Source organism: bacterium, assembly GCA_040755755.1.
Classification (GTDB): domain Bacteria; phylum SZUA-182; class SZUA-182; order DTGQ01; family DTGQ01; genus DTGQ01.
The window spans coordinates 57,297-70,924 of sequence record JBFLZW010000036.1 but is presented as its reverse complement, the minus strand read 5'-3'; the positions used below and the strand labels follow the sequence as shown (position 1 = coordinate 70,924).

11 protein-coding genes are annotated in these 13,628 nt (G+C 50.4%); 5 read left to right on the top strand and 6 right to left on the bottom strand.

What is annotated here, in order from left to right; all coding sequences use genetic code 11:
• Positions 1–32 precede the first annotated feature (32 nt).
• From trpD to AB1611_12655, 4 genes are all read left to right on the top strand, one after another.
• Positions 33–1,148 (top strand): anthranilate phosphoribosyltransferase, encoded by a 1,116-nt coding sequence (trpD, locus tag AB1611_12670; protein MEW6380444.1) that lies wholly within the window; start codon positions 33–35, stop codon positions 1,146–1,148.
• Between the two features lie 26 nt (positions 1,149–1,174).
• On the top strand, positions 1,175–3,421 hold the full coding sequence (locus AB1611_12665; GenBank protein MEW6380443.1) for a molybdopterin-dependent oxidoreductase: 2,247 nt from the start codon (positions 1,175–1,177) through the stop codon (positions 3,419–3,421).
• 74 nt (positions 3,422–3,495) lie between these two features.
• Positions 3,496–4,839 carry an MFS transporter gene (locus tag AB1611_12660; GenBank protein ID MEW6380442.1) on the top strand — a complete coding sequence of 448 codons (1,344 nt, stop codon included), beginning with the start codon at positions 3,496–3,498 and terminating at the stop codon, positions 4,837–4,839.
• A gap of 264 nt (positions 4,840–5,103) precedes the next feature.
• Positions 5,104–6,333, top strand: a complete 1,230-nt coding sequence (locus AB1611_12655) for a PKD domain-containing protein (protein ID MEW6380441.1) — start codon at positions 5,104–5,106, stop codon at positions 6,331–6,333.
• 400 nt (positions 6,334–6,733) lie between these two features.
• On the opposite strand, the gene AB1611_12650 is transcribed toward AB1611_12655, so the two are convergent.
• From AB1611_12650 to AB1611_12640, 3 genes are read right to left on the bottom strand one after another with little or no spacing between them, the layout of a single operon-like run.
• Positions 6,734–7,033, bottom strand: coding sequence for a transposase (locus AB1611_12650; protein MEW6380440.1), 300 nt, complete (start codon positions 7,031–7,033; stop codon positions 6,734–6,736).
• Between the two features lie 18 nt (positions 7,034–7,051).
• Positions 7,052–8,272: an MltA domain-containing protein gene (locus AB1611_12645; GenBank protein ID MEW6380439.1), complete on the bottom strand. Its 1,221-nt coding sequence runs from the start codon at positions 8,270–8,272 to the stop codon at positions 7,052–7,054.
• The gene (locus AB1611_12640) at positions 8,269–8,511 is read right to left on the bottom strand and encodes a DUF6364 family protein (GenBank protein ID MEW6380438.1); all 243 of its coding nucleotides are present in this window, start codon (positions 8,509–8,511) and stop codon (positions 8,269–8,271) included. Before AB1611_12640 ends, AB1611_12645 begins: the two co-directional genes overlap by 4 nt.
• Between AB1611_12640 and AB1611_12635 the strand changes: the two genes are divergently transcribed.
• Positions 8,510–8,656 (top strand): hypothetical protein, encoded by a 147-nt coding sequence (locus AB1611_12635; protein ID MEW6380437.1) that lies wholly within the window; start codon positions 8,510–8,512, stop codon positions 8,654–8,656. The two genes, AB1611_12640 and AB1611_12635, sit on opposite strands and share 2 nt — an antisense overlap.
• A 141-nt stretch (positions 8,657–8,797) precedes the next feature.
• Here AB1611_12635 and AB1611_12630 read toward each other — a convergent pair whose 3' ends face one another.
• The 3 genes from AB1611_12630 to AB1611_12620 are packed head-to-tail and all read right to left on the bottom strand — an operon-like array spanning position 8,798 to position 13,512.
• Entirely contained in the window at positions 8,798–11,647 is a 2,850-nt protein-coding gene (locus tag AB1611_12630) for an ATPase domain-containing protein (protein MEW6380436.1), read from the bottom strand.
• Entirely contained in the window at positions 11,622–12,698 is a 1,077-nt protein-coding gene (locus AB1611_12625; protein MEW6380435.1) for a hypothetical protein, read from the bottom strand. Before AB1611_12625 ends, AB1611_12630 begins: the two co-directional genes overlap by 26 nt.
• A 1-nt stretch (position 12,699) precedes the next feature.
• Positions 12,700–13,512: a hypothetical protein gene (locus tag AB1611_12620; protein ID MEW6380434.1), complete on the bottom strand. Its 813-nt coding sequence runs from the start codon at positions 13,510–13,512 to the stop codon at positions 12,700–12,702.
• Between the last annotated feature and the right edge of the window lie 116 nt (positions 13,513–13,628).

The window sequence follows — 13,628 nt, the reverse complement described above, 5'->3', positions numbered from 1 at the left end:
CCCCAACCAAACACAAAAAGGAGCAAATAGGCATGGAAACAAAAGAGGAACGCTGGCGAAAATTTGGTGCTGTTGTTGTCCGGCTGACACGGGGCGAAAATATTACCCGGGAGGAGGCACGGGAGTGCTGGAGGCAGATATGTGAGGAAGAGCAGAGTGACCTGCAGCAGGGCGGGTTCATCGGTGCGCTCAAGGCCAAGCCCGAGACCCCTGAAGAAGTGGCCGGTACCTTCGAGGCGCTGTATGAGCACGATACGATCAAGGTGCAGGTGAATACGCCGCAGCCCCTGATCGATAACTGCGGCACGGGTGCCGATACCCTGAAAACCATGAATATCAGCACCGGCGCGGCCATTATCTCGGCTTCCCTGGGCCTGTATGTGGTCCGGCACGCGGCACGGGCCATTTCATCCAACTGCGGGGCCATCGATGTCATCGAGGCCCTTGGGGTAAACGTGGAGTCTGCGCCCGAAATCCCGAAAAAGAGCATCGAGAACGCGGGCATCTGTGCCTGGAACGCATTTCTGCCCACCGTGCATCCCAAGACCCTGGCCAGGGTCCTGTCGCAGATCCGGTTCGGTTCAGCCATCAACCTGGTAGGGCCGCTGCTCAATCCCACCATGCCGACTTTCAAGGTCATGGGGGTGCCCAATCAGGAGATGATCGACATCGAAGCCAGGACCCTGCGGGAGCTGGGTTTCAAGAGGGCCTTTGTCATGCATGGCCTGGATGACGAATCCGGCAAGGGCATGGATGAGCTGTCCACCCTGGGAGTTACCCATGTGGCTGAGCTGGCCGAGGATGGAACGATTGAAAATTACAGCCTGACCCCTGAAGATTTTGGCCTGAAGCGGGCAAAATTCGAGGATGTGGCCTCAAGCCGCGATGTGCACAAAGATGCCCTCAGCCTGCTCCGGGTGCTGGCAGGCAAAGACACCGGCCCCCGGTTTGACATCGTCTGCCTGAATGCCGCCCCGCTTCTCTTCATCACCGGCAGGGCCAAAGACCTTCGGGCTGGCCTCGAAATGGCCAGAGAAGCCGTGGCTGACGGCCGCGCCCTGAACAAGCTGCGCGACTGGGTCACCTGGCAGAACGAAAAGCCGGAAGATGGCCTGCCAAAACTTGAAAGCATGCTCAGCCAGCTCTAACCGGGGAGGGATAACGCAGGATTATCATGGAGGTAAAATATTCCAGTTGTTATTTTTGTACCAGCAAGGGCTGTGCCATGAAGGTTTACGTCGATGGGGACCGGATACAGCGCGTAACCGTCGATACCAGAGCGCCGGTTACTCCGGCTGGCTTCTGTGTAAGGCCGACCCTGGCCAGAGAGTACCAGGATCACCCTTTCCGGCTGAACTTTCCCCTGAAGCGCCGGGCAGAGCGCGGCGCAAATCAATGGGAGGAGATTTCATGGGATCAGGCCTTTGATGAAATTGCAGATAAGCTCGGCCGCATCCGCGAGCGCTACGGTGCGGAAAGCCTGGCTACCAGTTCGGGCACGGGCCGTGGAGCGTGGGATTTTGCCAAAGGCCGCTTCATGAACCTGTTCGGCAGCCCCAATCGCTTCGGAGCGGTCACGATCTGCTATGGACCTCGCAGCATGGTCTGGCTCACCACCTTCGGCGGTTCCATCGTGCCGGACCAAAAACCTGGCAAAACCAGGCTGGCGGTGCTCTGGGGCCGCAATCCTCACGAAGGCGGGCCATCAACCTGGCACAGCTTCAAAAAAGCCAGACAGGCCGGAGCGCGGACCATGGTCGTGGACCCCCGCTGCACCGAGGCCAGCCGTCAGGCCGACTGCTGGGTGCAGCTCAGGCCCGGCACCGATGCAGCCCTGGCCCTTGGCCTGATGCACGTCATCATCGAGGAAGGGCTCTACGACCGGGAGTTTGTCGAAAACCACACCGCTGGCTTTTCCCAACTGAAGGAGCGGGTCAGGGAGTATCCTCCCGACCGGGTGGCCGGGATTACGGGCCTGTCCACCTGGAAGATACAGGAGACAGCGCGGTTCTTTGCAGCCAATCAGCCCTCGACCATGGTCATTGGCGTGGCTGCCGAGCACAGTTCCCCCAACAGCATCCAGGCTGTCCGGGCCATTAATCTTCTGTTTGCCATCACCGGCAGCATTGACCGGGAAGGCGGCAACCTGATTGCCGGTCCGTGCTCCGGATTCATCCCGGATGCGGCTATGGAGCTGAATCATATGCTTTCGCCGCAGCAGCGGGCAAAGCAGATCGGCAGCGACCGATTCCGGTTCCTCAGCTATCCCGGCTGGGAGCTGGTCGAAGAGCAGGTTCGCAAAATCTGGGGCGACCGCCATCCTGCGGCTGTCTATCTGAACTGCATGGCCCATGCACCCAGCGTGTTCCGGGCCATGCTGACCGAAAAGCCCTATCCGGTGAAAGCCCTGATTGTCGCCGCCAGCAATCCTCTCCTGTCATATGCCAATACCCGGCTCGTCTACCAGGCGCTTATGGCCACCGAGCTTCTGGTGACCTTTGATATCACCTGGACCCCCACCGCTCTGATTTCAGACTACGTGCTTCCTGCCGCCTGCTGGCTGGAGCGGCCCGACATGGGCAATTTCTCCTCGGTGGGTGCCTATCCCCTGGTGCAGATCGGCGAGGCTGCCCTGCCTGCCCGCATTCCGGGAAAGTACGAGCGCCTGAACGACTACGAGTTCTGGCGGGGGCTTGGCCTGCGGCTGGGGCAGGAGGAGCACTGGCCGTGGGAAACCTTCGAGGCTGTCTGGGAATACCGGCTGAAGGAAATCATGGACCGCCGCAATGTCAAAACGCTTTCGGAATTCATCCGCCAGCAGCGATGGGAGATCGAGCCACCGAAAGCAGGCCTTTGTGCCCAGGGGCCGCTGGCAACCCCCTCCGGCAAGGTCGAGCTTTATTCCAGCATTTTTGAAAAGCTGGGCTACGATCCCCTGCCGGATTATCAGGAAATCAATGAGAAGAACGGTGCGCCGGATGACGAAACCCTGCGACAATACCCGCTGATCAATATCAGCGGCTGCCGGGTCATACCCTTTCATCACAGCGAGTTTCGCCATGTCGAGAGCTTCCGTCAGCGGCATCCTGACCCGATCGTCGAAATCCACGTTGACCTTGCCCGCCGCAAAGGCATCACCGATGGTGACTGGGTGTGGATCGAAACCCCGATCGGCCGGGTGAAGCAGCGCGCCCGCCTGACCACTTCCTTCGATCCCGGCTATATCAGCTCCCAGCATTCCTGGTGGTTTCCGGAAATGCCTGCCGAGGCACCGTCACTGCATGGGCTGTGGGAATCGAACATCAATGTCACCACCGACGATGATCCTGAAAAGTGCGACCCCATCTCCGGCGGCTGGCCCTTCAAGGGGCAGCACCTTCGATGCCGCATCAGGAAGGCGGAGAAGGAGGGAGAAGGATGAGCACCTACAGAAAAGACAGAGGACACCACAGAGACACAGAGGCACAGAGGTAAGCCCAGAGAAGAGGCGCAGAGATGATGGGAGTACAGAGAGACGGGCTTACCAAAGCCCTGCGCTATCGCTGGCTGATTTTTTCCACGCTGGCCCTCAGCTATATCCTTGTCTACTTTCACCGGCTGTGCCCGGCGGTGGTGGCCGGGGACATGATGCGAGACCTCAAGGCTACGGGGGTGTTGCTGGGGCTTCTCGGCTCGGCCTACTTTTACCCTTATGCTCTGATGCAGCTCCCCGCCGGGCTGCTGGCCGATTCATGGGGGCCGCGAAAGACCATCACCACCTTTTTCAGTGTTGCCTGTGCAGGCAGCATTATTCTGGGCTGGGCTCCATCGCTTTTCTGGGCCGTTGTCGGAAGGACCCTGGTCGGGCTTGGGGTATCCGTCCTCTTTGTGCCCATCCTGAAGATCCTGGCCGAGTGGTTTGACCGTAAGGAATTTGCCGGTATGGCCGGGATACTGATTGCCATGGGCGGCGTCGGATCGATCACGGCCACAACTCCAATGGCTTACCTGAGCCGGGCGGTAGGCTGGCGTACCTCATTCATTATTGTGGGTCTGGTCACCCTGGCCTTGAGCATTCTCATCTGGCTCATTGTCAGGGACCGGCCCGAAGATATGGGCTGGCCGTCACTGCACGAGACCTCTGCCGCCGATGAGCAGGCATCGATCAGTCTGTGGGAGAGAGTGAAGAGCGTTCTGAACTGCGGTCCTTTCTGGCCGCTGGCCATCTGGCTCTTTTTCGGCTGCGCCATATTCTTTGCCTTCATCGGCCTGTGGGGAGGGCCCTATCTCATACAGGTTTACGGCCTGTCTAAGACGCAGGCGGGCAATATTCTGATGATGTCGGCTATCGGCATGGTGATCGGAAGCCCCACCTTGAGCTTTCTCTCAAACCGGCCGGTCAAGGGACGAAAGCCCCTCCTGGTGATCGCAAGTTCGATGACCGTTCTCATCACCGCTGTTTTGACTTTTCTCACCGATCGGCTGCCAATTCCGGGCCTGTATGTGCTCTGCTTTTTTACCGGCATGTTCGTCAACGCCATTGTGGCTGTGGGCTTTACCGCCACCAAAGAGCTTTTTCCGGTCAGTATCGCCGGAACATCCACCGGACTGGCCAACTTCTTCCCCTTCCTGGGAGGAGCCCTCCTCCAGCCCCTCATGGGGTACCTGCTCGAACAGGCCGGAAAGCCCGGCGAGATGGGCCAAAACTTTACCGTAGCAGGCTTTCGCCGCGCCTTTTCCGCCATGCTCGTCTGTGCCGTTATCGCCTTCCTGGCCAGTTTGTTCATTCGGGAGACGATGGCGAAGGAGGGAGGAGGGGGATACCAGATACAAAAACGTAACCCACCCTTACAAAAATGAAATTGAGCCGCTATGCCTCACCCTGAAATATCGCTGAAGAATTATAAGAAGATACCAGCCTGCCGGGTTTGTCCGGTTACCAAATGGTAATTTTGGGCTCCCCGGATTATTACAGAAATGAGATCCAAAAGACCCAAATGACCTGAAATGAGCCTCAATCGGCCTGGTCCCGTCCTTGCTACCAAAATAAAGGTAGAGTGTTTCCATATTGGGCAGCATTGAAACCGGAAACATTGGCCTTACTCAAGGGGGGAGGTACCGCATATGAAAAGGCTGGTAACGCTATTCTTCATAGGCACGGTTGTTTTCGCTCTGGCATTGCTGGTTTTGGCAACTGCGACATCCGCTTCAGATGATCCTGTTCAGATCAGATTTATTGTCGGCCACGCCGATGGCAACCTGGGAGGGGATTCCGCTGCCTTCGAGTTTTTCATCGGCAGCACGTCTTGTGGTGTGTACCCAAGCACCAATCCTTTCGAATGCAACACTACGCCGCTGCTCGTGACTATCAATGATCCTGGACTGCTTGATCTGCTCGAGTCAAGCACATCGATAAGCATGCAGGTGGATGATCCCTGGTATGGACTGGCTCTGAGCTACGCACGGGTGGAGATCGACCGGAGCAGGAGCGGCACTCAATCGATCTGCCTGGTCGATTTTGGCTTCCAGGAGGACGGATCGTGCGCGGACCGGGATTTTTGCGACGGCTTCTCATGGCCGGGGACATCCACCTATACAGCAGAGGTTGTCCCGACAGAGGATATCCCGACTGATCCCGTGGATCCCGTGATCTCAAATCAGCCGCCTGTAGCCGAAATCAAGGCCATCGACGACGCCCGGATTCCCCTGCCGATTACGGTTAAAGTCACACCAAGAGTACTGAATTTGAGCCGTTCCGGAAGGTGGGTGAAAGCCCATCTGTGTCCCGTCCCCGGGACTTCTCAGGAGTTGAATATCACCCTTGACGGATCCGGCTCTTACGATCCCGACGGCGACCCGATCACCTGCGATTGGACCCTGATAGGGCCGGAGGGTGAAATTCCGGTTCAGGACACGATGATAACTTCTGTGTTTCTGCCTGCCGGAACCTATAGGGTGAGCCTGGTGGTTAAAGACGGCCAGGAGGATTCTGTATCTGCAACTACTGCCACCGAAACCTTTGAGTTAACCAATATGACCCTGGAAGACCTCCTTGCGGGACAGTATACTTTAAATGGAGTCCAGGACAGCGGAGTCAAGAGAGGACACGATGACGATTGCGTGGTTGCCTTCTTCGATTATGAGGCAATCGCGGCCACGGTCGAAGCCGACGAATCAGACCGGTCAGGCCGGAGAAAGACGCCTTTCCGCCCGTCCGCCCCAGCCGAAGCCAGGCTGGATCAGATGATGGTCCTGGACGGATCAGCCACGGGTGTGGATTATATTTATGTGATCGAGGGTAAGGGCAAGAGAAAGGCTCTTCAAATTGGCCTGGGGAGCCAACGCGGAAGGTAAAAGAACAGGGCACACTCCCTATTCAAGACACGGAAGGCAGCAACGAAGCCACCGTTAAAGCTGTCCCGTTGCACCAGAGTTGACTTGTACCTTCCCTGAAAAATATGTCCCACCCGTTTGTGGTGGCTGTTGAACTACTGGGTATAGACCGAATGGCACTTACATAAGCCAAGCTTATAATATAGAGAGGACACAAAGCACACAGGGAAAAAAGATCTCCCGCAGAGACGCAGAGACGCAGAGAACAACCAATCCGGCAAGGTCCTGATGAAAGTCGGGATATATCGATGTGTCAACGGCCTGGAAGCAAGCAAAAAGTAAAAAGGCACAAGGAGGAACTTATTTTACTTTTACTTTTCAATGATATCCTCTGCGTCTCAGCGTCTCTGCGGGAGAATTACTAATTCTTATGTAAGTGCCATTCGGTATAGACCCCCTTCAGGTGGCGCATGCCACGGGAAAGGTTGCCCTCAATTGTCTCTACCACAAGATGATAGTGGTTATCCATGAGGCAATATGCATGGCAGAGCCAATGAAATCGATTAACGACCTCCTCAATGAGGGCCAGGAATACCCGCCGGTCACAGGTGTCCTCGAAGACCGGCTGCCGTGCATTGCCTCTGCCCAGAAATCTCTTGATAGTAAATTGAACTAAGTCAGGGTCAGGTCTTGAATTATAAGATTGAGAGATAAAATTCATGAGTGATCACTGACCACTTCATTTACCTGCTCGAAGCAGCAGGTAGTAGAGGCTGCCTTCCTGTTTCTGGTATCCGGCCAGACACCCTGCCTGTTCACCCGCTCCCATGTAGATATCGACCCTGCCGGGGCCGATGATAGCTCCTCCCGTGTCCTGATCGATCACGAAGCGGGTATGCTTCCTCCATCCGGTCAGGTTGCCCTGACCATCCAGCATGGGAATCCGGGTGTCGATCAGGGCGATTCCTCCGGCAGGAAAGATGCGTTTGTCGGTGGCGATGCTGGCCCATTCGGTAACTACCGCTCCTCCTGCTCCATAGGGGCCATCCTCCTGCGGTACAAAATAGACATAGGAATCGTTTCGGTTCAGATATTCATTCAGGCTGGCCGGGTGGTCCCTGAACCATTTCCTGATGGAAGCGATACTTATTTCTTCCAGTTTCAGGTGGCCGTCCTGATAGAGCTCTTTGCCAAGAGACGTATACTCATAGCCATTCTTGCCGGCATAATTCAGGAACTGCCGCTGCCCGTCAGGATATTCCACGATCAGCGAGCCTTGAACCTGGGCCAGAAAAGCGTCGAGGGGATCGCTGAGCCAGGCTATCTCCAGGTTTTGCCCGTCATAGACCTTGTGTTCCTCAATCTCACGGCGTGAAGGGGGCAGGCGGACCTGCCCATTGCCGTCAACATAGACGGTAATGGTGGTATTCTTCCATTTGGTTCTGAGGGGTGACAGATCGAGAATCTGGTAATTGGCCGGGAGGCTGTATAATGGATATTGGAATGCACCCTCGCGGTGCCGGGATGCCTGATAGCACGGCGTATAGTAGCCGGTGAATAAAACCCTGCCGTTTGGGCCGCCGGTGCTTTGGTAAATATCGAACTCCCTCAGCAAATGGCGGTTGAGCTCTTCACCCGAATAGTTGTTCACCAGTTCCTGAAATCTGAGAAGAGACTTGACGATAAGGTCTTGAGGAACTGTCTGCCCGGCGAATTGGCGCAGCTTTCCGGAAAGATGCCGGGTGTTCAATACGTGCAGTTGTCTTTCGATAGCTGTATTGAGCTGAAGCCGATTGTGGAGCTCGGCAATCGGCAGATTCCCGGTCAATATGACGGGGGGCTTCGCTTTTTCAGGAGGAAGCATCTTTTTAGGAAAGAGAGCACAGCCAGCCTGAGAAAGCAGAGCAAAAAGGATAAGGAGGAGAAACCGATACTGCTGCCTGCCCGCAAGCACTCTCACCGGTATTTATCCTCAAAGTGCCGCTTATAATCATGCTCATCAACCTGGGCTCCTTTCAAGGCTCCTTGCAGTGAGCGGACGAGAGGAGTAAGCTGAGATTCTTCCACCGGAGAGTCTTTATCGAGAAGCGCAAAGTAATCGGCGACCAGTTGAGGGACTGACTTGCCAACCTTCTCAGCAGAGAATCTTGCGCGTTGGATGAGGGGCTCGTCAAGCCGAAGAGTTAATTTTTTCTGCATGATTACCTCGAGAGGTTCGATTGACGTTTATGTATGCACTCTATTATCCGCCAGGGAAGGCACCAAGGTCAACCCCAAAAGCATCAAAGCCCGGCTGAAGGTGTTCCCCTTCAGCCGGGCTTATAGTTTCACCACCCACGTCTAATCATCCAGGCAGGACGGCTGCCCGAGATATGCCTTGAACAGGCACAGCGCATCGGATGGAGTAGTCTGACCGTTCCCATCGACATCAGTGCACGGAGGGCATTCACTGATTCCAAGATAGCACCGAAAGACTATCAGAAACCTAATGGCTGGACGATGGAGCAAAATACCCTATGACTTTGTTGAGTATTTTAAGCTGAATTTCTTTTAATGCGGAATCATCTTTATCAAAGATATTCTCGATTTCCGGAGCGATAAGGTTTTCAATATCGTAGTAGTAAGGAATATCGGTATTTCTTATTATTGAAGGCCTTCCACCCTCAATCCCTAATATCTTGCGTATTACCTTACTGAAATCCTCCTCCCGTTCGGGCTTTTCTTTTGTCGAAAGGCACAGCTTTCTATCAATAGGAATGCCACGTCTATCATTAATCCGCTTGGTATCCGCTTCAAAACTGACCAGTTCCTTGATAAACATCCATCCGGTTTCAGGAGCAAGGGCGCCTTTGATAATTCCGGCGCAATAAATTTCTAATGCGGAAACACTGCCCTTATCTTTCTTCACTTTGGGTAACGGAGCAATGGAGAATCGTATGGCTTTTTCGAAACCCGGTCGTTTTTCATCACCCTCAGGATACTGATCGATTTTACTATACCATCTCCGGGAAAAGATTGCGCAGTGGTAATGTGCCCCCTGTCTTGGGTCAGGACAGACTTTCTTCTTGACCAGATCTCGCAAAAAAAATAATGTTTCCAGAAATGCATCGTTTTCAATGCCCTGTCTGAAGTGTTCGATAAAAAATTCGTTGTTGTCTTTCTTATTATGGGTACTATATGACCAGTTCTCCTCTTCCTTACAGGGAAAGAGACTTCCTCCATGAGCACCAAGGATCTCCAGAAAAAAGCCCATGAAGTTGCCCAGATCTGTTGCCAGACTTGGCATTACGAAAAGATAGGTAATACCTTGACTTGGTTCTTTACTGCCTTCTATTTTCCCCTTCAGAACCCCATGATCCCGCCACCTGTCGGTCCAATCCAGTAAATCATTCCATGTATCAGGATATCCATTTACCCCAAATAAACAGGTACTGTATTCAGGCTGATAGCAGAGCACTCCAAGGTCCGCATAGATAGGGATCATCTGGCTGTTGTTCTTTCCACCTATGTTATCCTTCCAAAGAGAATCACTCCTGAGTTGCCTGGCAATGATATTGTCTCCCAGAACATCTTTCGGAACATCCACAAAGACCTTCTTTGTATCTCTTAACCTGTCCATAATATATTTCTTCAGGCATACTACCTTTGTATTGGAATGGCCAGGCCCTCCGTACCCCTGGAAACTCCAATGGTCTGGTGAGGGATGGGTTCTTCCTACCATCTTGAAGGTCTCATTTTTTGAATATCTATTGGCAAAACTGTCAAATATTACCTTGTCAATCCATTGAGTAGAATAATTTTGGTAGAAATATTTAAAGAATAGGCGGGCTTCAGAGATATTTTCTGGTTTTCCAGCTAAAAGACCGACTCTTGCCCATCCCTGTTCCTTTAAAATCAACCCGTTTTCTCTGGTGATCTCAACACTTTGCAAGAGTGAGTTATATTCTTTTCCTCTGGATTTGATGACTTCCAGGGCCTTGACAAGGTTATTATTCATATCATAGTTTCTGAGATGGATAATGATATCCACATCAGGGTTATGAGAAATTTCCAGATTACCCAAGGTTTGAAAATATTTAGAAATCCCATAGGTTAACAGAGAGACAGGCTTTCGTTTTTTTATGGTCCTCAGTAAGCTTGAAAGATATTCCACCCACTCGTTTGAGGTTTGAAATTTCCTTTCCAGGATAGAAAGGGAATCAATGACCAGCCGGGTAACCTTATAATTTTGTAATACCACCATTATAGCACTACTGAATTCATCGAGCCGGAAACGGGAGGGATCAAAATAGATAAACTTGAACCTGTCATTTTCCAATAATTGGGTGAAGGAGAGTTTTTTATTTTCAGAAAAGAGTTTAGTATACTTTTTAAACCCCTCCAGGTCTTCCTCAAGGGAGATCCAAACTCCAATTTCCTGGTTATTCTCTCCTTTTTGAATACCATTTATAAATTCCAGGCTGAACAAGGTCTTCCCTGAGCTCGGCTCGCCCATAACCAGGACAACGTCTCCCGGATCAAAAGGGACTTTTGATGATCCTGTTATTAACCGGTCAAAACCCTCGATACTGGATGATATCGATTTATAATCTTGATCAACCGCTTCATCTTCAAGGTAACATTTAATTGAGGGGTATATCTGGATATCAATCTTATTATCATGAGGCGGCAGACTTTTTCGAAAGTCAAAGCCATGTTTCCCTGGAGCATAATTACTATATCTCATCTTGCTTATTTCAAGGAACCGCTGTCTATCAGCCCCTTTTACTGTCAAGTTTATAATTCCATCTACCAGGTATTCAAAAAATCTATCCTCGCCAGGTACCGCTTCTTCTGAAATCAATATTGTCGAAAGCTTTCTCTCTTTCAGGCAGTCTATCAATTTTTTTGTCCGAGGTTTTAATCCCCGCGTTTGATACTTCAATATGCTGATTCCATCTATCATGAGATATTGTATCTCTGTTCCGAGGGCTTCATCTTCCAGGAAGCCCAGGATGTCGAGATTGCTGAGGGTAGTCTCAACAATGTCGAGCCTCTTCCGGAAGTTCCAGGGGAATAACCCGATTAACTCCAGAATTTGATTAAGAGGCTCTACAAAGGTAACCAATCTCGCTTTAGCTCTCCTTTCCTCGCAAACTTTATGAAGGATTGAAAGACCTAATGATGTTTTGCCTGTACCTGGAAGTCCCTTGATCAGAAGGTTATATCCCTTATTATTGGGAAATAACCTGGAACCTCTTAATATTTTAGCCCAGCTATCAATTTTAAAAAGGGAATGATCTAAATGTCTTGTTTCCATTTTTATACTCTTATCGAATGCTTCTTGAGCATACATTCTTTGGTGAGAGAGTAATTTTGTTCTGTTTTAACTGGTCCGCAATTTCACTGCGGTGGCGGGAAAATATTTGCTCTGACGTGGGATCATCATCAGTAAGTTCACTAATACAGTAGCTGAAAGCAACCTGTCTAATGCCTGAATTTTTGATAATCATCTTATTATCTTTATCTATTTTCTTAACTTTATAGCGTTTTATTATCTTATTCACAAAGTGGTCAATGCAATCCATTTTTCTTTCAAATTCTTTAATAGCTTGTGGAGAGTATTTGAGCTCCTTTACAATTGCCAGGATTTTCTCTTTAATATCGAGGCTTGCATATCTCAAACTCTCCCCTATCCTGGGCAAAATTGGCTCTCCCCCACCACACTCATCGATAAAAAAGATAAAAAAGTCTAGCATAAATTTAAGGTCATACTTTTCAGGCGATTCGCTGGCTGCCTTTACCAACACCGGCAGCTTTTCTATTGCCTTATCGCAGTTACTTTTACATAAGCCAAAAAAGGCAGCACCGGTATACAAAGGGTTCTCGATATATGATAACCAAAACGGAGTCAAGAAAAGATTGATGTCTTCTGTTCTGGTGCCTTGCATGAATATTAAGTTCTTTAATAGCTGTTCATGGATATCTCCATAGCAGCCATGCTGATTAATGAATCTTCCTTCCTGAGCCAATGCTAATACTATTTTCATGGCCTCTTCTACTACAAATATATCGCAGAGATAGAGTAAGCGCGAAAGGTAACAGTTATCAATATTCCTATTATTGATTTCATCAATCAAAAGCTCTTGCAAAAGCTCTTTTACAATTTCTTTACATCTGGCTTTGCTCGTTTCATCCCCACTTTGATAGAACCCGATAAGGAAATCCTCCGGTACTTCATCGTGGTTTATATTTAAAGAGGGGTTAAGCTCTTTCTCAGTCAGCCGATCATGGAAATACTCTTTCAACTTCTCATCGGTGTATGATACGAGCTTTGTAAATGTTACTTCGCCTCTTGAAGACATTCTCCCCGCATTTCCTTCCTTGGTTTTGGATCTTGCTGCCATCTTAAAATCTCCTGGGAGCAGACTTGGTCAACTTGCCTTTATAGTCTATATCTACACTATCCATCGGAATTTTTTCATGAACCATCTCCGGCAACCCCTCCTTCTTCCTCGTCAGGCTCATTGTCCAGCCACCTGGTTTGAAATATGGGGTACTGCCGGCATCTAAAACAGTGGGCACTCTCAGTCCACTTTTCAGCCCGTCGATCACTTTCCAATCATATATCACTCGGATTAGTTCCTCACCCCCATTCAGGTGAGAAAGCCCTAATCTATCCCGCAGATCATCGAGAGTATCCCCCTGCTTTTCTGCCTCTATAGCCGATTTTTCCCACGTGCACCATACAATTCCCCGTTCATTGCCAATGAACTTGCCTTTTAAGTCATCCTTATCGAGTTGCTTCTCCTTAATCTTACTGAGAAACCACGTATATCTGTTATAGGGCACATGACCCTTTTCTGTAAACTGTTTGAAAAACTTGCGAGCTGATTCAAGCCTGTAAAGCTTTTCGTCATTACTTGGGTCGATCTTGGGACCTCTCAGGGTGAGAGGCTTTGGGGAAGGATTTGCATATTTATGGTCAGCACAATATTCTATAATGGTTTGTGCATTTAAGTTTCGTGAAGCCCTATCGGGGTACATTTTACAGACCCGTGCATAAAAGCTTAAAAATCCCTTCCTGTCCAGGTTAGTCTCTTCTTTGAAGTTCTTGACGATCTTTTTCCCTATGTTGTCACCTTCCAGTTCGTTTTGCCATTCTTCTATAGTAATTTTACAATTATTAAATAAGCCATCGGTATGTTTCATAGGTTTCATAGACAGACCTTCCCACTAACCTTACCGTAAAAATAATATTATATATAATAACAACGGTCGATACAATAAATTTTAATCACAAAAATACTCTTCTCCACCCTGAATGCAATGACGTT